16 protein-coding genes are annotated in these 20,386 nt (G+C 64.2%); 4 read left to right on the top strand and 12 right to left on the bottom strand.

Annotated elements, in window-relative coordinates; all coding sequences use genetic code 11:
• Positions 1-41 precede the first annotated feature (41 nt).
• The 9 genes from AC1MHZ_RS18270 to AC1MHZ_RS18230 form a co-directional block, all read right to left on the bottom strand.
• Positions 42-776 (bottom strand): pilus assembly protein, encoded by a 735-nt coding sequence (locus tag AC1MHZ_RS18270; RefSeq protein ID WP_084854890.1) that lies wholly within the window; start codon positions 774-776, stop codon positions 42-44.
• Between the two features lie 67 nt (positions 777-843).
• On the bottom strand, positions 844-3,339 hold the full coding sequence (locus AC1MHZ_RS18265; protein WP_465001814.1) for a CS1-pili formation C-terminal domain-containing protein: 2,496 nt from the start codon (positions 3,337-3,339) through the stop codon (positions 844-846).
• A 99-nt stretch (positions 3,340-3,438) separates the two neighbouring features.
• Complete coding sequence (locus tag AC1MHZ_RS18260) at positions 3,439-3,921, bottom strand: CS1 type fimbrial major subunit (protein WP_084854888.1); 483 nt, start codon at positions 3,919-3,921, stop codon at positions 3,439-3,441.
• A 134-nt stretch (positions 3,922-4,055) separates the two neighbouring features.
• Entirely contained in the window at positions 4,056-7,256 is a 3,201-nt protein-coding gene (locus tag AC1MHZ_RS18255) for a transporter substrate-binding domain-containing protein (protein ID WP_482966749.1), read from the bottom strand.
• A gap of 10 nt (positions 7,257-7,266) precedes the next feature.
• A complete protein-coding gene (locus AC1MHZ_RS18250; protein ID WP_084854886.1) occupies positions 7,267-7,890 on the bottom strand; it encodes a response regulator transcription factor in 624 nt (207 codons plus the stop codon).
• 226 nt (positions 7,891-8,116) lie between these two features.
• Positions 8,117-9,289 carry a hypothetical protein gene (locus AC1MHZ_RS18245; RefSeq protein WP_465001812.1) on the bottom strand — a complete coding sequence of 391 codons (1,173 nt, stop codon included), beginning with the start codon at positions 9,287-9,289 and terminating at the stop codon, positions 8,117-8,119.
• Positions 9,290-9,581: 292 nt separating this feature from the next.
• Positions 9,582-11,249, bottom strand: coding sequence for a cation acetate symporter (locus AC1MHZ_RS18240; protein WP_084854884.1), 1,668 nt, complete (start codon positions 11,247-11,249; stop codon positions 9,582-9,584).
• Positions 11,246-11,557, bottom strand: coding sequence for a DUF485 domain-containing protein (locus AC1MHZ_RS18235; RefSeq protein WP_084854883.1), 312 nt, complete (start codon positions 11,555-11,557; stop codon positions 11,246-11,248). Before AC1MHZ_RS18235 ends, AC1MHZ_RS18240 begins: the two co-directional genes overlap by 4 nt.
• Positions 11,558-11,775: 218 nt before the next feature.
• Positions 11,776-12,624, bottom strand: coding sequence for a glycine betaine ABC transporter substrate-binding protein (locus tag AC1MHZ_RS18230; protein WP_084854882.1), 849 nt, complete (start codon positions 12,622-12,624; stop codon positions 11,776-11,778).
• Between the two features lie 205 nt (positions 12,625-12,829).
• Here AC1MHZ_RS18230 and AC1MHZ_RS18225 point away from each other — a divergent pair, with 205 nt between their 5' ends.
• Entirely contained in the window at positions 12,830-14,386 is a 1,557-nt protein-coding gene (locus AC1MHZ_RS18225; protein WP_465002215.1) for a glycoside hydrolase family 17 protein, read from the top strand.
• Between the two features lie 49 nt (positions 14,387-14,435).
• On the opposite strand, the gene AC1MHZ_RS18220 is transcribed toward AC1MHZ_RS18225, so the two are convergent.
• Entirely contained in the window at positions 14,436-14,798 is a 363-nt protein-coding gene (locus tag AC1MHZ_RS18220; RefSeq protein WP_482966748.1) for a hypothetical protein, read from the bottom strand.
• A gap of 222 nt (positions 14,799-15,020) precedes the next feature.
• Here AC1MHZ_RS18220 and AC1MHZ_RS18215 point away from each other — a divergent pair, with 222 nt between their 5' ends.
• Complete coding sequence (locus AC1MHZ_RS18215) at positions 15,021-16,319, top strand: alpha/beta fold hydrolase family protein (RefSeq protein WP_084854880.1); 1,299 nt, start codon at positions 15,021-15,023, stop codon at positions 16,317-16,319.
• On the top strand, positions 16,312-17,124 hold the full coding sequence (locus AC1MHZ_RS18210) for an MlaA family lipoprotein (RefSeq protein ID WP_143515163.1): 813 nt from the start codon (positions 16,312-16,314) through the stop codon (positions 17,122-17,124). Before AC1MHZ_RS18215 ends, AC1MHZ_RS18210 begins: the two co-directional genes overlap by 8 nt.
• A gap of 156 nt (positions 17,125-17,280) precedes the next feature.
• On the opposite strand, the gene AC1MHZ_RS18205 is transcribed toward AC1MHZ_RS18210, so the two are convergent.
• Both AC1MHZ_RS18205 and AC1MHZ_RS18200 read right to left on the bottom strand, forming a co-directional pair.
• Positions 17,281-18,429 (bottom strand): patatin-like phospholipase family protein, encoded by a 1,149-nt coding sequence (locus AC1MHZ_RS18205; RefSeq protein ID WP_084854878.1) that lies wholly within the window; start codon positions 18,427-18,429, stop codon positions 17,281-17,283.
• Between the two features lie 130 nt (positions 18,430-18,559).
• Complete coding sequence (locus tag AC1MHZ_RS18200) at positions 18,560-19,495, bottom strand: lipid A biosynthesis lauroyl acyltransferase (RefSeq protein ID WP_084854877.1); 936 nt, start codon at positions 19,493-19,495, stop codon at positions 18,560-18,562.
• Positions 19,496-19,605: 110 nt separating this feature from the next.
• On the opposite strand from AC1MHZ_RS18200, the gene minC reads away from it, so the two are divergent.
• Positions 19,606-20,367 carry a septum site-determining protein MinC gene (gene minC / locus AC1MHZ_RS18195; RefSeq protein ID WP_084854876.1) on the top strand — a complete coding sequence of 254 codons (762 nt, stop codon included), beginning with the start codon at positions 19,606-19,608 and terminating at the stop codon, positions 20,365-20,367.
• Positions 20,368-20,386: the final 19 nt, after the last annotated feature.

Genomic DNA, 20,386 nt, shown 5'->3' with positions numbered 1-20,386 from the left:
CTTCTGATCCCTCCTGAGAGGCCGAAACATGGCTGGGCGGGTCAATCCTTGAATGCCAGTTCCTGGCGTTGGCCGCCCTCCTGGAGCTCGAAACGGTATTCGCGCCCGGGCTGCTGGGGGAACTTGCGGGTGACACCTGGCAACAGGTGGTACTTGGTCGCCGCCCCGCACTCATGCCCATCACGGTCGCAGTGGCGAAAGTTATCCAGCACCACGGTGGCGTTGCCCTGGTTGCTCACCACGAAATCGGCGCCTTCACGCAGCAGCGGCGTGCGGAAATGGCTACCCTTGGGGCGCACGAACAGCAGCGTGCCATAGCCTGCCAGCAACTGGACGCCCGCCTTGAGGCTCTCGCTGTAGTCCTTCGCTTCTTCCTCGCTGATGGCGAAACCGTCGTTCGTTTCCGGCAGCACGGGCACGAAGCGCAGGCGGAAGTAGCGCTCCTTGTCCCGCTCGCCCCGGTAGAGCAGGCGCACCGACTGCATGCCCCTGGCCGGCACGATCAGCCGCGCGGGGCTGGCGATCACGCCGCGCTGGTCGAGGGGCTGCTTTTCGAGGTCCACCTCGCGGGGTTCGCCGTCTGCCCCATAGATCAACTCAGCAACGCTGACCTTGACGAAGGCCGTGGAATCGCCTGCGTTGTAGATGCGCTTGAGCACCGTGCTCTTGCCTTCATCCAGGTAGTCGTACAACGCGCCAACGTTGAGCTCCGGCCCGGCCTGGGCCACCAGCGGTGCCAGCAGCAACGCCAGGCAGAGTGATTTGAAGGGTTGCATCATCAACCTCCCTATTCGTGTTTATCCAACCCTGGCCTGCAGGCCGGGCATCTGCTTGTCGGCCGTATCAGCCTCGACCGGTATCGCCCCGGTCGGCCAGGCTGGCGGTTCGACAGACCTGGTCGCCGGCCATCACCACATCCCCTTCATGCACCAAGGTGTCCAGCGGCAGGCTCAACAGGCAACTGACGGCGCCGGCCTGACGGATCTCCAGGGTGGGTGTCGTCTGGCTCATCTCCACCGAGAAATAGCCATCCACTTCGCTCACGCCTCGGCTGGCATGGTTGATCACATGGGCCCCGCGGATAGGCTGGCCTTTTTCGTCGATCAACCGGCCCAGCACGGTGACCGTGCGCATCACGTGCACCTGGCGGTACTCCACGCCACCGCGGTTGAGGTGGTAGTCGAGGCTCGAAGGCTGGATCACCGCCGCCGGGGCATCGGCGCCCTCGAAATCGAACTGCACGTAACCGGACTTGAACGCCGTGACCGGGATGATGTTGCGCCCTGGATGCAGGACGGCACTGGTGCCCTGGTAGTCGTCGGCACGCAGCTTCAGGCCTTGCATGTCGGAATCCACATCGACGATCAGGCCTGCCTCATGGGACAGGTACTGGCCGCTCACGGCCAGCTTGCCTGCGCCGAAGGCGACCATGCTCTGCAGGTTCAGGCCTCCGCTGAGCGCGTTGTCGATCGTCGAGGTCTGGGCATAGGCATCACCTTGCAGGCTTTCACCCAGGAACTGGGCATTGCCACCGAACCCGATGCCGTAGCGGTCGAAGGTGGTACTGGCACCGACGCTTTGCAGCGGGCCGAAGTCGACCTCTTGCTGGTAGGAAAGCGACCCATGCCGGTCGTTGCCGCCGTCGCGCGAGGTACGGCTCCCGAGGGTCGCGGCGATACGTTTGCCGGGGCCGCCAAGGTTCATGCTAAGGCTCAGGTTGACACCACGGCTGCGTGCATCGCCGCTGCTGGACGTACCCGGCCGGTCGAACACCGACAGCCGCCAGTTGGTGTCGGTACCGAACATCTTGCCGTAGAACACCCAGCCCAGGTCGATGCCCGTACCACTGGCCGCCCCGCTGCTGTGGGACAGGCGCAGGGTCGCACTGCTGCGCTGGGTGACCCGATGGTTGAGCGAAAGGCTCGACTGGCTGCGCTGTTCCTGCACGGACGGCTCGCCCCGCACCCGCCGCCCGGTCTCGAGCCACGACTGGCTATGGCTCACTACCAGCGAGCCCTGGTCATAGGTATGGATCGTTTGCAGGTCGTACCCGGTACCCCGCTCCTCGGTGTAGTTGATGTTGCCGTAGAACTTCAGGCGTTCGAGCACATCCCAGTCCAGCGACGTACCGTACTGCATGCTCTCGTCCACATGCTGCGCCGAAAGCCCGAGCACGGCGCGCGGATGCAGGAGGTAATTGGACATCACCCCGGCGCCAAGCCCATCGCGGCGCTCGTAGTCCCAGTTGGTCAGCAGGCTGGTCTGCTGGCCGAGGTAAAGGTTGTAGCGCCAGCGACTCTCGGGGTTGCTCCAGTTCGACGGCTTGTAGATGAAGGCCTCGGTGCGCGAGGTCTCCTGGCCGTCCTCCAGCAGGCGCACCTCCACCTGGTAGATCCCGCCGGGCAATACCCGGGTGTCGAGGGTCTGCAGGCCCGGCTGCACCGGCTGGCTGTTGATCAGCACGCCGTTGCGGTAGATCTCGGCGATGCCCTGGCGGTTGGGCGTGACGTAGATCGGCGTGGAACTGGGCTGGCCGTTGTCGATCAACAGGCTGTCGCTGCTGCCGAACATCACGCCAAGGGTCGTGTCGGGGCTGTCGCCCAACAGCGTGGGCTGGCGGGTCAGGCCTTGCGCGCCCGGGGTGAAATAGCCCAGGCGAAAGAAATGCTGTTCGAGCAAGCGCTCGACGTAGAGCTGGTCCATGCGATAACGCGTGCCATCCTCGCCCTGGCTGACACGGTCGGCCTGGGCATCGGCGTAGGTGGTCCAGTTGCCCAGGCTGCCCTGGCCCTGGAAAGCGACGCGGCCAGTGGTGTCGGTGCCGTCATGCACCAGGTTGAGCTGGTTGCGCAGCAACAACCCGAGGCTGCCGCCTTCAGGCATGCGGTGATAACGCACCTGCTGCCCCTCCTTCTCGGCGTTGGAGGTCAGCAAGGAAAGCTGGGAATTGGCCAGGCTGTAGTGGATGGCCTGCAACCCGTCCGGGCAGTTTTTCGTGCAATCGCCCAACAGGCGCCCGGCGGCCAGCCGCTCCTGCCAGACGCGGCGCAGCGCAGGGGGTTCGCGGCTGTCCATGACATCGGTGAACTCGAGCATCTGCACACGCTCGTCACGGGTCAGGATAACCATGGCGTCCCCAAGGTAACGCCCATCCAGCTCGACCCGGACCGCCAATGGCACATCGAAGAAATGCGCCTCGAACTCCCGGGGCAGGCCTTCGAACTGATGCACCACCGACGGCGGGGTTGGCGCCTGGGCCCAGCCTTGCAAGGGCGCCAGGCAAGCACCCAAGGCCAGCCAATGGCGCAGGCGACGGTAACGTGCAGAAAAGTGGAACATGACCTTTTCCATAGGCAATGCCCGCCCCCGACTGCCCGGCAGGTGCCGAGCAGCCAAGGGAGACTATGGATGTTGAAGGGGGTATGGAAGCGAGGAGAATCAGGCGCCGCCAGGTGCTGCGCTTTCGAACATCATGTTGACCATGCCCATGTAGTTGCCAGGCACATAGCCCCCTGCAGGTTTCTCGGCGCTGATCAGGAAGTCCATCGTGGTGCCTGCACTGGCCTGGGCCTGGTTGAGCAGCTCGACCGGGGTCAGGCCCAGGTCCTTGCCAGCCATGCTGACCTTCAGGCTGAACTTGTCGATACCGCTGACCACTTCCGGCTGGGTGGTCAGGAACGCCTTGATCGGGCCGATGGTGCTCTTGGCCTGGAACTGGCGGCGTACCTCACCGAAGTCCCCGCGCTGGGAATTGAAGCGCAGCTCCTGCGGGTCGTTCATCCAGTCTCCGACCGGCTCGACATAGAACTGCGCGGTCGGAACCGTGGCGATGACCTGGACCTGCTTCTCGATGGTTTCAGCGGCAAATGCCGAGCCCGCAGCCAACGCCAGGAAAGGGATAGCCAGAAAACGCGCTTTCATTCATTCATCTCCTTGAAAAACTGAAAATTTCAATCAGCACTTGGTGGCTGACGGAGAGAATTATCAGCAAGGGCCGCAGCCACAAATACAGGACCGCTCCGAGCGTTTTGTGGAAATTTCCCATGCCAGATCATTCAACCCTGGCCGGGTGCGCCACGGGCGGCCTCCCGCGCCAGCTGCCGCTCCAGGCGCATCATCACCCGTCGCAGCGCCTGCACATCCCGACGCAACGTGGTGATGACCACAGGCTTGGCCGCGCAGCTGCGCTCGAGCTGCTCGCACAGGTCATACAAACGGTCGGCCCGGGCGATTCGCGCGCCACCCTTGACCCGATGCGCCAACTCCGCCAAGGCCACCGCATCGTCGCCCAGCGACTCCAGGCGCTGCAGGTCTTCCCGGTTGCTGCTGCGCAGGTCACGCAGCAAGGCCTTGAGTGCGGCCTGGTCCTTGCCCACCAGATGATCCAGGTGCGCAAGATCGAGCATCGGTTGCTCCTCGCTTGCCGCTTGCATGCAACTGGCCAGGGTGCGTTGCAGGCTGTCCAGCCCGAGGGGCTTGAACAGGCAATCATCCATGCCGACGGCACGACAACGTCGTCGCTCGCGCGTCATGGCGCTGGCCGTCAGGCCGATCAACCGACACCGCGGCCGGCCGCTACGCCGCTCGTGCTCGCGAATCGCCCGAGCCAGGGCATAGCCGTTGAGGCGCGGCATATTGCAATCGCTGATCACGACGTCGAAATGCTCCTTCAGCCACAAGCGCAGCGCCTGCGACCCATCTTCGGCCACCCGCGCCTGGTGCCCGAGGAAGTCAAGCTGTTGGGCCAACAGCAGCCGGTTGGCCGGATAATCGTCCACCACCAGGATCCGCAGGCGCATCTCGGTGCCAGCGACGTAGGGGGCATCGGCAGGTTCACTCGCCTCGCCTTCGGGCAACAACGCCAGGTCGAGGTTCACTTCTACCCGCGTCCCCTGCCCCAGCACACTGTGCAGACGCAGCCCCCCGCCCATCATCTGGCACAGGCTACGGCTGATCCCCAGGCCCAGGCCGGTGCTGCTGCGCGCGGACTGGCGCTGGTTGCTGGCCTGGTGGAACAATTGTCCGAGCGCCTCGATCTCCGAGGCGTCGATGCCGATACCGGTGTCCTGCACATGCAGCTCCACCTGCAGCCGTTGCGCCTGTGCCTTGGCTTGCAGCACGACCCGTACCTGCCCCTGCTGGGTGAACTTGATGGCGTTGCTCAGCAGGTTCGCCAGCACCTGCTTGAAACGCAGCGGGTCGAGCATGACATGGGCGTCGACCTGCCCGTGGGTCTCCAAGCGCAGCTCCAGCCCCTTGCCCTTGGCCTGCTGCTCGAACAACTGCACCACCCGCGCCACCTGGTCATACAGGCGTACGCGCTCGAGCACCAACTGCAGGTGCCCGGCCTCGATGCGCGCGATATCGAGTATGTCACCGATCAGCTCGAGCAGGCCGCGCGCGGCATCGCTGGCCACTTCGATGGCCAGGCGGTCGAGCACGCCATGGGCGGCCTTGCGCTGGGCCAGCTCGAGCATGCCCTGCACGGCGTGCAGCGGGGTACGGATCTCGTGGCTCATGGTGGTGAGGAAATGGGTCTTGGCCTGGTTGGCCTGCTCGGCCTCCTGCTTGGCCCTGCGCAGTTGCAGCTGTAGACGTCGCAGGTAGCGGATCCACAGCATGGCCATGACCAACAGGGTCATCGCCACGGCGAAACCGACCATGACCTTGGCGCGATAGCGCGGCCACAAGCCATCGGCGACGATCATCGGATTCCGCCATCGGCGCACCAGCGAGTCGATTTCCTGTGGCGCCAGGCTGAGCATGGCCTTGTTGATGATCCCCTGCAGCTCGGTGGCGCCGCGTACGCTGGCCAGGGCGAAGTGAACTGGCGGCAGGGCCAGGCTGGCGCTTATCTTCAGGCGCCCGGGGTACCAGCGGGTGATCAAGGGGCGCGCATCATCGAAGGTCAGCACTGCACCTTCGACCTGGCCACGAGCCAGCGCATGCAGGGCCTCCAGCGGCGTGGCCATCGGTACTTGGCGAATCAGCGGGTAGCGTCGCCCCAGCTCATCCTGGACGGCACTGCCCTTGACCAGGGCCAAGCGCCGGCGCTCGAGCTGCGCCAGCTCGACCGGGGCGTCGGGTTCGTCACGGGTGACCAGCACCCGCGATGCACTCAGGTAGGCACGGCTGAAGGCCAGCTCGCGCCTGCGCCCCGGGCTGTCCGGCAAGCCGGCGATCAACTGTGCCTGGCCCTGGCGCAGGCGGTTGATCATCTGTTCGATGGTGCCACCGGGTTGTACATCGAAATGCAAGCCCGTGCGGCGACCGATCAATTGCAGGATATCCAGGCTCATGCCGCGCCACTTGCCATTGGCATCCCGGTAGCTCAAGGGCAGCAGCTGCTCGTCCGCCAGCACCGTGACACGGGGGTTGTCATGCAGCCAACGCTCCTCGGCCTCGCTCAGTTGCAGCGGCTCGGGTTGGTGGGTATCGATCACGATGGGCCGCCAGCGCCTGCGCACGCCCAGGTGCTGGGGCACCGTGAGGCCTTCCAGGGCCAGGTCGACCAGTTGCGCCAAGGGGCTGCCATCATCGGCCATGGCAAACCCGACGCCCTGTTCAGGCAGCCCTGCCCGGCCGATTTCCTCGATGCTCCCGGACTGGTTGCGCCCCAGCACGTAGCGCACGCCCAAGGCACTGCCCAGGTAGAGGTCGGCCTGGTCGAGCGCCAGCGCGGCCAGGGCGCTGGCCGGCGATGGGTACGTCTGGATCTGCGCCTTGGGGTAGCGGGCGCGGACTTGCGCCACGGGCCGATAGCCCTCCAGCATCGCCAGGCGGAACGGCATGTCGGCGTTGGCCACGGCATGGCCGTTCGGCGTCGGGCCAAGCAATGTCGGCTGGTCGCTGGCATAGGGCCGGGACAGGCGCAGGCCGGCTTCCAGGGCGCGCTGCGCAGTCACCGAGCCGAGCAGGTCGATACGCCCGGCGCGCAAGGCCGTGGCGGCATCCTCGAAGCTGCGGAACACCTCGACCTGCACCTGCAAGCGCAGCTGCGCAGCCACAAGGCCGGCATAGTCGGCGGTGATGCCTTCGAATGACAAGCCGGTGCCGAGGATATCCAGTGGCGGGTTTTCCTGGTCGATCACGCCCAGGCGCAAGGCCCGGTGCTCCCACAGCCAACGCAGTTGCCGGTTGTCCAGATCGAGACTGGCCCCCGCCGGGAGGGTGGGCGGGGTGAGCAGTGGTCCGCCATGAGCGAACGCTACGGCGATGCTGTAGAGCAAGGCCGCCAATAAGAGACGTAAGGGCACGGGAGGGGTTCTAGATCAGGAAATTACGACGGGCGAGGTCGGCCAGCTCGATCACCGAGCCCACCCTGAGTTTTTCCAGCAGGCGCGTCTTGTAGGTGCTGATGGTCTTGTTGCTGAGCAGCATCAGGTCACCGATAGCCTTGTTGCTCATGCCACGGGCCAGGTATTGGAGGATGATCATTTCGCGATCGCTCAGCGATGCGATGAGCTGGGCCTCGCTGGCGACCATGTCGCCGTGGTTGACGGAGCTGAACGACACGTCCGGGAAATAGCTGTAGCCCGAACGCAGGGCTCGCACTGCCTTGCTCAACTCCTGCAGGTTGTCGCTCTTGGACAGAAACCCCGAAGCACCGGCGCGCATGCAGCGCAAGGAAAAGTAGTCGGCCAACTGGGAGGTGAGCACCAACACCTTGGGCGGCCGCGGCATTTCACGGATACGCACCAGTACCTGCAGCCCGTCCATGTCCGGCAGGACAAGGTCCAGCACCACAAGGTCCGGCGAGCACTCGCGAACCAGGCGCACGGCATCGACGCCGTTGTCCGCCTGGCCGACCACCTCCAGACGGTCCTGGCGCAGCTGAGTGCTCACGCTGGAACGAATGAAGGGGTGGTCGTCCACGATCAAAACTTTCATGGAGTGTCATCCTTTACAAATCAGCATTTGGCCTTGTAGGAATCTGATAGTGGCCAATTGACTACCAAGGAACTATTGTTCGCCGATTGATGCGCATGAATAGTCGGACACCTCCTAAACTAAGTAAGAAATTTCCCATGATTACGTCAGACAACTTCCAGCACTCGAACAGCCAATAGGTGCATGTCGCAGCGGCGTAGTGCCGAATCGTACGAGCATCGAAACGCTATATGGCTGCGTCGAAAATCACGTTGACGAACCCTTTGTAGGTGCTGCCGGGATGTTCGAGCATGCGCGATACGTCCTCGCCGTCAACCTTGAAGTGCAGCGTGCCGGGCTGGTTGCGCAAAGGCTGACTGGGAACGAACAGACGCTTGTCGCTCTCGACAGTGGGCAACGGGACCCTGACCGCCCCACGACGCTCGGAGGTCGTCCCGTTCAAGGTCATCTGCACCGTGACCGGCACCTCATGGTCATTCTGGTTGCGCAAGCCGCAGCTTTCGGCGGTGAGTGTGTACTGGCAACTCAAGTACACGCCGACGGGACCGTCGATGGAAATACGAAACGGGATATCGCGTGCGAGCAGCTTAGGGGGCTTGCCACCGGGGTAGTTGTTCCAGCCACCAGGTGGTTCCAGGATCGCGCGGTCGGTGCCTGGCGGAAAGTCCACCTGGATATCGCGGCTGACGGTCAGTTCGACCCAGACATCCAGCTGGCTATCAGCGATGGTCACCCGGTTCCCGAAGTCGATGTCGCCGCGGTCGCCGACACGATAGGAAACCTTGCCGCTGTATCGCCCGGGCTTGAGCTGCTGCAGGGGCGGTAAGCCCAGGTGGTAGGACGCACCGATATCCCGTACCGTCCCCCTGTATGTGTAGGATCGCGGCGGAGTGCTGGCGTAACAAGGCCCCCCACTGTTGCTATCGATCTGCAGGACGACCTTCGCCCACGTCACGTTGGGTGGCCCCCGGCGAAGTACTGAGCAACTACCATAAAAAGGCAAATGGGCCGGGTTATCCTCAATGCGAGATGTTTCTACCGACACGCCCAAGTTCAGGAACTGGAAATCGAACGGGTAGGCGTCGCCCGTCATGCCTGTCAGCGTTCCTGTTTGCTTGGGTGGCAACTGGTAGTACACCTGGTCCCGTTGCCCTCCCCTGTAATCGAGCGTCTTGTAGTAGTTGATCGGCAATGCCACGGTCTGGCCGTTGGTGCACAATTCCGGCCAGAGGCTGCAATAAGGTGCCGGCGGCGAATCGAACAGCAGCTTCCCATCACGGTAGACCACGTTGATCTGCACCTGCGCGGCCTCGGCCAGGCCCGCACCGAATATCGCCAGCCAGGCCAGCAAACCGCCACGCAACCACTTGGCGACCTGGGCGCCCACACGTCGCTTCATGTTTCTCATGACTCCTCACGACCGTTCGCCTGCCCCGGGCACCGCCCGACACAGCAAAACCAACAGCATGAGGAAAACGCCGAGCTACTCGAATAGGATGCTTCCTGGCACCTTGATGAAATTTCCTATCGCCCTATACGCGCCCGAATGGGAAAGCGTGATGAGCCCAAGCCCTGGCGTGAATGAGACGGCTCCCAATGAATCGGCGAAACCTCCTACCTTGCTACGAAACGTCCTAGGCCAAAAGAAAACGCCCCGGCGAGCGGGGCGTTTTCTTTACAGCAAGCACAGGTCAGTGCGACACCGCCCCACTGGCCCCCAGGCCGGTCTGCGAACGCACGAACTGCGGGAAGAACAGTGCACGCTCGTCTTCAGCAGCCTTGGATTTGTCGGTGACCGAGAAGAACCAGATACCGACGAAGGCGATGAGCATGGAGAACAGCGCCGGGTATTCGTACGGGTAGATGGCTTTCTCGTGGCCAAGGATCTGCACCCAGATGGTCGGGCCGAGGATCATCAAGCCCACCGCGCTGACCAGGCCCAGCCAGCCGCCGATCATGGCGCCGCGGGTGGTCAGCTTCTTCCAGTACATCGAAAGCAGCAGTACCGGGAAGTTGCAGCTGGCCGCGATGGAGAACGCCAGGCCGACCATGAAGGCGATGTTCTGCTTCTCGAACAGGATGCCCAGGCCGATCGCCAGCACGCCCAGGGCGATGGTGGTGATCTTCGAGACGCGGATCTCGTCCTTCTCGTTGGCCTTGCCCTTGCAGATCACGCTGGCGTACAGGTCATGGGACACCGCCGAGGCGCCGGCCAGGGTCAGGCCGGCGACCACCGCCAGGATGGTGGCAAAGGCCACTGCCGAGATGAAGCCCAGGAACACGCTGCCGCCCACGGCATCGGCCAGGTGCACCGCCGCCATGTTGTTGCCGCCGATCAGGGCGCCAGCGGCGTCCTTGAAGTCGGGGTTGGTGCTGACCAGCAGGATCGCGCCGAAGCCGATGATGAAGGTCAGGATGTAGAAGTAGCCGATGAAGCCAGTGGCGTAGAGCACGCTCTTGCGCGCTTCCTTGGCGTCGCTGACGGTGAAGAAGCGCATCAGGATATGCGGCAGGCCAGCGGTACCGAACATCAGGGCCAGGCCCAGGGAGAACGCCGAGATCGGGTCCTTGACCAGGCCGCCCGGGCTCATGATCGCCTCGCCTTTGGCGTGCACCTTGATCGCTTCGGAGAACAGGGTGTTGAAGTCGAAGCCTACGTGCTTCATCACCATCAGCGCCATGAAGCTGGCGCCGGAGAGCAGCAGCACGGCCTTGATGATCTGAACCCAGGTGGTGGCCAGCATGCCGCCGAACAGGACGTACAGGCACATCAGGATCCCCACCAGGATCACCGCGACGTGGTAGTCCAGGCCGAACAGCAGCTGGATCAGCTTGCCGGCACCGACCATCTGGGCGATCAGGTAGAACGCCACCACCACCAGGGAGCCTGAGGCCGACAAGGTGCGGATCTCTTTCTGCCCGAGACGGTACGAGGCGACGTCGGCGAAGGTGTACTTGCCCAGGTTGCGCAGGCGTTCGGCGATCAGGAAGAGAATGATCGGCCAGCCGACGAGAAAGCCGATCGAGTAGATCAGGCCATCATAGCCGGAGGTGAACACCAGGGCGGAAATCCCCAGGAAGGACGCTGCCGACATGTAGTCACCGGCAATCGCCAGGCCGTTCTGGAAGCCGGTGATGCGGCCACCGGCGGCGTAGTAGTCGGAGGCCGACTTGTTGCGCTTGGAGGCCCAGTAGGTGATGCCCAGTGTGAAGCAGACGAAGGCCACGAACATGACGATCGCGGAGACATTGAGCGGTTGCTTGTGCACCTCGCCGGTCAGGGCATCGGCGGCCCACACGGCGGGTGCGAAAGCGCCGCAGGCCAGGACGGCCAGGGCTTTGGTTGAGTGGCGGATCATTGCTGCGCCTCCTTCAGGATGGCCTTGTTCAACTCATCGAACTCGCCGTTGGCACGGCGTACGTAGATGGCGGTGAGGACGAACGCCGCGACGATCAGGCCGACGCCCAGGGGGATGCCCCAGGTGATCGACGACTCGGGGCTGAGCTTGGCGCCCAGTACCTGAGGACCATAGGCGATGAGAAGGATGAAGCCGCAGTAGAGGCCGAGCATGATCGCCGAGAGAATCCAGGCGAAGCGCTCGCGCTTGGTGACAAGCTCCTTGAAGCGGGGGCTGTTCTGTATCGATTGGTAGATGCTGTCGTTCATTGTTGTTGTCCTAGCAGCAGCACAAATAAGGGAGAACCCGCCCTTACTTTATGCTGCCGAAGGCTGCCAACCAGACGACCTTAGTCTTAGATGAGAAAGTGTTTTACAGGATCGGTAACAACCCAAGTAGCCCAATCGCGGGACAAGCCCCACACAGGGCCAGTGCAATCGCTGGACCTGTGGGAGCGGGCTTGCCCCGCGATTGGGCTACAGGGCAATTATTTGCCGGTCCATTCCTTCACGCGGTCAGGGTGCTTGGCGACCCAGTCCTTGGCGGCGGCTTCGGGTTTGGCGCCTTCCTGGATGGCCAGCATGACTTCGCCGATCTCATCCTTGGAGTTCCAGTGGAAGTTCTTCAGGAACTCGGCCACTTCCGGTGCCTTGCTCGCCAGCTCCTTGCTGCCGATGCTGTTGACGGTTTCGGCGGCGCCATAGACGCCTTTCGGATCCTCGAGGAACTTGAGTTTCCACTTGGCGAACATCCAGTGCGGCACCCAGCCGGTCACGGCAATGGACTGCTGCTTGGCATAGGCACGACCCAGCTCCGCAGTCATCGCCGCGCCAGAGCTCGCCTGCAGCTTGTAGCCGTCCAGGGCGTAGTCCTTGATGGCCTGGTCGGTCTTGAGCATCACACCGGAGCCGGCGTCGATGCCGACGATCTTGTTCTTGAAGCTTGCATCGGTCTTGAGGTCGGCAATGCTCGCGGCCTTGACATACTCAGGCACGATCAGGCCGATCTTCGCATCTTTGAAGTTGGGGCCGTAGTCGACCACCTTGTCCTTGTTCTTGCCCCAGTACTCCCCGTGGGTCACCGGCAGCCAGGCCGACAGCATGGCATCGAGCTTGCCGGTAGCCACACCCTGCCACATGATGCCGGTGGCGACTGGCTTGAGGTCCACGTCATAACCGAGTTTCTGCTTGATCACTTCGGCGGCCACGAAGGTGGTTGCCACACTGTCGGACCAACCATCCACGTAACCAATGCTTACTTCTTTGGCCATTGCCTGCGCAGCGCTCATGGCCAATACCAGGGCTGCACCCACTCCCAGGAAACGTCGCATTTTCATCAAAGCATCCCCTCGTCAGGTCTCGGAAGTTGCATCATCAACTTCACACAATAGCTGACCTGCTCTGTGCGCGACCTTTATCGAACGATCAGCGACAGCACTTCGCCATCAGTGCGCCAGCTTTTCCCTACCCTGCGTGATCCTTGCATGGTAGATGCCTGATCTAGAGCGTTTGCAGCTATCATCTAGCCTTTTGCCGCCGATGATGGACCGCCCGATGCCCCGTGCCACCCGCCTGCTGCCTGTGTACCTGCTCGCCTGCCTGCTGGCCCTGGCCGGGCTCGGCGCGCTCTGGTACGGGCTCGGCAGGCCGGTTCACCTACCCGACGCGGCCAGCTCGACACACAAGCTGCAGTGCGCCTCCTACACCCCGTTCGACAAGGACCAGTCGCCGTTCGACCAGCCGTTTCGCCTGCGCCCGGCGCGCATGGATGCCGACCTGGCCCTGCTCGCCGAGCGATTCCAGTGCATCCGCACCTATTCGATGACAGGCCTTGAGGCCATCCCTGCCCTGGCCCGCAAGCACGGGCTGAAGGTGATGCTCGGCGCCTGGGTCAACGCCAACCCGGTGGACACCGACAAGGAAGTCGATGCCTTGATCGCCTCGGCCAATGCCAACCCCGACGTGGTGACTGCGGTGATCGTCGGCAACGAGGCGTTGCTGCGCAAGGAAGTGACCGGCGAACGCCTGGCCGCCCTGATCGCCCGGGTGAAAAGCCAGGTGAAGGTCCCGGTGACCTACGCCGATGTCTGGGAGTTCTGGCTGCAGCATCCCCAGGTGGCCCCGGCGGTGGACTTCCTGACCATCCACCTGCTGCCCTACTGGGAGGACGACCCGCGCGGCATCGATGACGCCCTCGCCCACGTGGCCCAGGTGCGTCGGGTGTTCGGCGAGCGCTTCGCCCCCAAGGACATTCTCATCGGTGAAACCGGCTGGCCCAGCGAAGGCCGCCAGCGCGAGACCGCCGTGCCGAGCCGGGCCAACGAGGCACGGTTCATCCGCGGTTTCGTGGCCCTGGCGGAGGCCAATGGCTGGCGCTACAACCTGATCGAAGCCTTCGACCAGCCATGGAAACGCGCCAGCGAAGGTGCCGTGGGCGGCTACTGGGGGCTGTACGATGCCGACCGACAGGACAAGGGCGTACTCGAAGGCCCAGTGAGCAACCTGCCCTACTGGCGCCAATGGTATCTGGCAGGCGCCGGCTTGATGGTGCTCACCTTGTTGCTGGCCGGCCAGCCCGCGAACCAACGCGCAGCACTGGCGTTGCCGCTGCTGGCGGGAGTAGGCGCAGCCAGCCTGGGGTTGTGGGGCGAGCTGATGCGCACCCATGCACGTTTTGCCGCCGAATGGGCGTGGGCAGCAGGATTGGCGGGGTTGAACCTGGTGGTGCTGGCCCATGGAGCGCTGGCCTTGGCGGCGCGTGATGGCTGGCGTCAACGCTTGTTCGCCTGGCTCGAGCAACGGGCGGGTTGGTGGCTGCTGGCCACAGGTTTCGCGGCAGCCGTGAGCATGCTGGCGATGGTGTTCGATGCACGTTATCGCAGCTTCCCTACCCCAGCGCTGGTGCTGCCGGCGTTGGTCTACCTGCTGCGGCCGGTGGCGGCGCCCCGGGCGGAGGTGGCCTTGCTGGCGTTCATCGTCGGGGCGGGGATCGCGCCGCAGTTGTTCATCGAAGGGCTGACGAGCCAGCAGGCGTGGGGCTGGGCGGTCGTGAGCGGGATGATGGTCGCGGCGTTGTGGCGAAGCTTGCGCAAGGCGTGAGGATCGAGCGCCGCCCACGCGGCGCTCGATCTCACAGGCAACCCCCGTATCAGGCCGATTGCCTGACCAACCGCAACCCCGACAGCACCACCGCGAACACCGCAAGGCTCGCGGTATACAGCACCAGCGCCGGCAGGCCGAAGACCAGCCCCAGCAGCGCCAGCCACCAACCGCCGCGTCCCGGTATCACCTGTGCCAAGAGCGAGGCGCCCAACGCGGCCCACCCCAGCACCTGATAATGGATCCCCAGGCCCAACAGCGAACGGGCCTGGCATTGCCAATGTTCTCCCGGCACACTGCACAGCCCGACCCAACGGCCCTCCTCCATCAACCCATAGCGCACGCCATAACTGGCCGCCAGCCACAATGCCAGGAACAGCAGCATGACAACGATGGGCAACGCACGGGACATGACAGCCTCCAAAGGTCGAAACGTGCCGCCAGCATAATCGGCCTGCAGCGCCACGCAAGGCAAAATCCGTGAGTTGCAGCTATGTTCGAATGAACTCCATTGCCGCGCCGTAGACAGTCGCGGCACTATCTTGTGCAACAAACAGTGGGGTGCCAGGCAACTTTGCCGGGCCAACCATGGTCCTAGATAGCGCTTTGCCTTATGTACTTTTTGGGGGATCCCATGCTTCGACCCTTGCGCCTCGCTGCCCTGTTCGGTGGCCTGCTCCTGGCTGCGGCCGCTTCGGCGCAGGATATTGACGCCGCGAGCTACGGCTACCCGCTGACCAACCCGTTCGAGGCGACCATCGCCACCACGCCGCCGGAGCAGCGCCCTACCCTGCCCAGCGACGAGGACATCAGCCAGTCCGACTACAGCCTCAACCTGCGCCCGGAGCGGGCCTTCACCCTGCCCGATAACTTCTGGCCGGTGAAGAAACTCAAGTACCGCCTGGCCTACCAAGACCACGAGGCTCCGCTGATCTTCATCATCGCCGGCACCGGAGCCCCTTACTCCAGCACCATCAACGAATACCTGAAGAAGCTGTTCTACCAGGCGGGCTTCCATGTGGTGCAGTTGTCCTCGCCCACCAGCTGGGACTTCATGAGCGCCGCCTCGCGCTTCGCCACCCCCGGCATCACCCAGGACGATGCCGAGGACCTGTACCGGGTGATGCAGGCCGTGCGCGCCCAGCACCCACGCCTGCCGGTCAGCGAGTTCCACCTCACCGGCTACAGCCTCGGCGCCCTCGATGCCGCCTTCGTCAGCCACCTGGACGAAACCCGGCGCAGCTTCAACTTCAAGCGTGTGCTGCTGCTCAACCCGCCGGTCAACCTCTACACCTCGGTCAGCAACCTGGACAAACTGGTGCAGACCCGCGTGAAGGGCATCGACCACAGCACCACGTTCTACGAACTGATGCTGGAAAAACTGACCCTGTACTTCCAGCAGAAGGGCTACATCGACCTCAACGAGGCGTTGCTTTATGACTTCCAGAAGTCGCGCCAGCACCTGTCCAACGAACAGATGGCCATGCTCATCGGCACCTCGTTCCGCTTCTCGGCGGCCGACATCGCCTTCACCTCGGACCTGGTCAACAACCGTGGCCTGATCACCCCACCCAAGTACCCGATCACCGAAGGCAGCAGCCTCACGCCGTTCTTCAAGCGCGCCCTGCAATGCGACTTCGAGTGCTACATCACCGAGCAGGTGATCCCCATGTGGCGCGCCCGCACCGACGGTGGCAGCGTGCTGCAGTTGATCGACCAGGTCAGCCTGTACGCCCTGGCCGACTACCTGCGCGAGAGTCCGAAGGTCGCCGTGATGCACAACGCCGACGATGTGATCCTCGGCCCTGGCGACATCGGCTTCCTGCGCAAGGTGTTCGGCGATCGCCTGACCCTGTATCCCCATGGCGGCCATTGCGGCAACCTCAACTACCGCGTCAACAGCGACGCGATGCTGGAGTTCTTCCGTGGTTAACAAACTGCTGCTCGTCACCGCCCTGCTCGCCGCCGGCAATGCCCTGGCGGCCGAAACCGCGCCACGCACCAGCGTGGTCGAAGCCGACAAGCCCGCACCTACGGCCGAAGCCGACGGTTTTCTCGACCCGTTGCGCGAGCTGAAATTCAACCCCGGGCTGGACCAGCGCGAGTTCGAGCGCTCGACGCTCACCGCCCTGAACGTGTACGACCCGCTGGAGTCGATGAACCGGCGCATCTACCACTTCAACTACCGCTTCGACCAATGGGTGATGCTGCCAGTGGTCGACGGCTACCGCTACGTCACCCCGCGCTTCGTGCGCACTGGGGTGACCAACTTCTTCAACAACCTGGGCGACGTGCCCAACTTGTTCAACAGTATCCTGCAGCTCAAGGCCAAGCGTTCGGCAGAGATCACCGCCCGCCTGATGTTCAACACCATCATCGGCGTGGGCGGTTTGTGGGACCCGGCGACCAAGATGGGCCTACCACGCCAGAGCGAGGACTTCGGCCAGACCCTGGGCTTCTACGGCGTGCCCGATGGGCCGTACATCATGCTGCCGATCCTTGGGCCTTCGAACCTGCGCGATACCGCTGGGCTGGCGGTGGACTACGTGGGCGAACGCGAGGCGAACTTCCTCAACGTGGCCGAGGCCAGCAGCGATCACCCGGAGATCACCGTGCTGCGGGCAGTGGACAAGCGCTACAGCACCAACTTCCGTTATGGGCAGCTCAATTCGCCGTTCGAGTACGAGAAGGTGCGGTACGTGTATACCCAGGCGCGCAAGCTGCAGATTGCCGAGTGACGGGGCCGCCCTACGCCCCAATCGCCGGCAAGCCGGCTCCCACAGGCTCGGCGGTGCCTGTGAAAACCGTGCCGGGCAGGTGGGAGCATCTGTCTTGCAATGTGCGCGATCCCTGTGGGAGCCGGCTTGCCGGCGATTGGGCCCGCGAAAACACCCTCATAATCCCAGGAACTGGCACAACTCCCGTCGCTTGGCCAAGGCATCCTTGCGTCCCAGCTCGATCAGCTCGCTGCAATAGCTGGCTTCGAACAGCAGGTAGCTGAGCACCCCTGCCCCGCTGGTGCGGGTGGCGCCCGGGCCGCGCAGGAACACGCGCAGCGCCGCCGGCAGTTCGCGCCGGTGGCGGGCGGCGATTTCGTCCAGCGGTTGGCTAGGCGCCACCACCAGCACCTCGATCGGCGCCAGCCCCAGGCGCCGGGCATCCAGGTGCGCAGGGATCAGGTGGCTCAGGTGGTTGAGCCGCTGGAGCAGCTCGATGTCGTCTTCCAGGCTATCGATGAAGGTGCTGTTGAGCATGTGCGCGCCGATCTGCGCAAGGCTCGGCTGCTGGCCACTGAAGACGCGCTGGGTCGGCATGGGTGCCGACGGCCGCTGGGGGTTGCCGCTGACGCCGACCACCAGCACCCGGCTGGCTCCCAGATGCAGCGCCGGGCTGATCGGTGCCGATTGGCGCACCGCACCGTCGCCGAAGTACTCCTCGTCGAGCTTGACCGGGGCGAACAGCAGCGGGATCGCCGAGCTGGCCAGCAGATGGTCGATGGTCAACGAAGTGGGCACGCCAATGCGCCGATGACGCAGCCAGGGCTCGATGGCACCGCGCCCTTGGTAGAACGTTACCGCCTGGCCCGACTCATAGCCGAAGGCGGTGATGGCCACCGCACGCAACTGCTCGGCCGCCAGGGAGTGGGCAATGCCGTCCAGGTCCAGGTGCGACTGCAGGAGGGTGCGCAGCGGGCTGCTGTCCAGCAGCGCCACCGGCACCTGGCCGCCAACGCCCAGCAGGTTGTGACTGACGAAACGGCTGGCCTGGCGGATCACCCCCGGCCAGTCGCTGCGCAATACCAGGTGGCTGCGAAAGTGCTGCCAGAAGGTGGTCAGGCGCTGCACCGCCTCGGTGAAACGCGTGGCGCCGCTGGCCAGGGTGACAGCATTGATTGCGCCGGCGGAGGTGCCGACGATCACCGGGAACGGGTTGGCTGCACCCGGCGGCAACAGCTCGGCGATGCCCGCCAGTACACCTACCTGGTAGGCGGCCCGGGCGCCGCCGCCGGAGAGTATCAGGCCGGTGGTGCGGGGTGGAGCCATGAAGTTCTCCTGGAAGGGATGCGCTGCCTGCCCTGGCCCTATCGCCGGCAAGCCGGCTCCCACGGGTTTTAACCAGGCTTCTGTGGAAGCCGGCTTGCCGGCGATAGGGGCAAGGCAGACGAATCACCTGTCAGCGCTTTTTCTTGTCATACAACCGCGGCTCTCCTGGCGGGCGCGACTTGAAGCGGCGGTGCGCCCACAGATATTGCTCGGGGCATTCGCGCAACACGCTCTCCACCCATTGGTTGATGCGCAGGCAGTCGGCCTCTTCGGTCTCGCCCGGGAAGTCCTCGAGCGGCGGATGGACCACCAGACGATAGCCGCTGCCATCCTCCAGGCGCTTCTGGGTGAAGGGGATCACCCGGGCCTTGCCCAGGCGGGCGAACTTGGTGGTGGCGGTGACGGTCGCCGCCGGGATGCCGAACAGCGGCACGAACAGGCTCTGCTTGGCCCCGTAGTCCTGGTCCGGGGCGTACCAGATCGCCCGACCGCCGCGCAGCAGCTTGAGCATCCCGCGCACGTCGTCACGCTCCACGGCCAGCGAGTCGAGGTTGTGACGCTCGCGACCACGGCGCTGGATGTAGTCGAACAATGGGTTGCCATGCTCACGGTACATGCCGTCGATGGTATGGGCCTGGCCCAGCAGTGCAGCGCCGATCTCCAGGGTGGTGAAGTGCACGGCCATGAGGATCGCACCCTGGCCTTCGCGCTGGGCGGCCTGCAGGTGCTCCAGGCCCTCGATGTGAGCCAGGCGCGCCAGGCGTGGCTTGGGCCACCACCAGCTCATGGCCATTTCGAAGAAGGCGATGCCAGTGGAGGCGAAGTTTTCCTTGAGCAGGCGCTGCCGTTCGTCGCCGGAAAGCTCGGGGAAACACAGCTCCAGATTACGCGCGGCGATGCGCCGACGTTCACCGGCGACCCGGTACATCAGCGCGCCCAGGGCACGGCCCAGGCACAGCAACGCACGGTACGGCAGCTGCGACACCAGCCACAGCAGGCCCAGGCCCAGCCACAGGCCCCAGAACCGAGGGTGAAGGAAATAAAGTCGAAAACGCGGGCGTTCCATTGAAGCTTCCGGAAAGACAAAGGTGGGCATTCTACATCGGTTCGCCCGCGGTTGCGGCCAACGGGTCTTATCGTTATAAGTCAGGGCACTTTTTTCGCAACAAGCCGTCTATGCAGACCATGAGCCTCAACCAGACCTCCGACACCGCCCCCGTATTCCAGCTCAAAGGCAGCATGCTTGCCATCACCGTGCTGGAACTGGCGCGCAACGACCTCGAAGCCCTCGACCTGCAACTGGCGGCGAAAGTGGCCCAGGCCCCCAATTTCTTCAGCAATACGCCGTTGGTACTGGCGCTGGACAAGCTGTCGGCCGACGGCGGCGCCATTGACCTAGCCGGGCTGATGCGCGTTTGCCGCCACCATGGCCTGCGCACCCTGGCCGTGCGCGCCAGCCGCATCGAGGACATCGCCGCGGCGATCGCCATCGACCTGCCGGTGCTGCCCCCCTCCGGTGCCCGTGAGCGGCCGCTGGAACCGGAGCCCGAGGTGAAGAAGCCCGAACCCGCCCCTGCGCCGCCACCGACGCCGGCCGAACCCGAAGTGCGCCCAACCCGCATCATCACCGCGCCGGTGCGCGGCGGCCAGCAGATCTACGCCCAGGGCGGCGACCTGGTGGTGACCGCCTCGGTCAGCCCGGGTGCGGAACTTCTCGCCGATGGCAACATCCATGTGTACGGCGCCATGCGTGGCCGCGCACTGGCGGGCATCAAGGGCAATACCCGGGCGCGCATCTTCTGCCAGCAGATGACCGCGGAGATGGTATCCATCGCCGGCCAGTACAAGGTCTGCGAGGACCTGCGTCGCGACCCGCTATGGGGGGCTGGCGTGCAGATCAGCCTGTCTGGCGATGTGTTGAACATCACCCGTCTTTAACGGATACTTGCCGGCATTT

Source organism: Pseudomonas sp. FA-1 (assembly GCF_056856075.1).
Note: the sequence above shows the minus strand (reverse complement) of the source record. Positions and strands in the feature narration are given on the sequence as shown.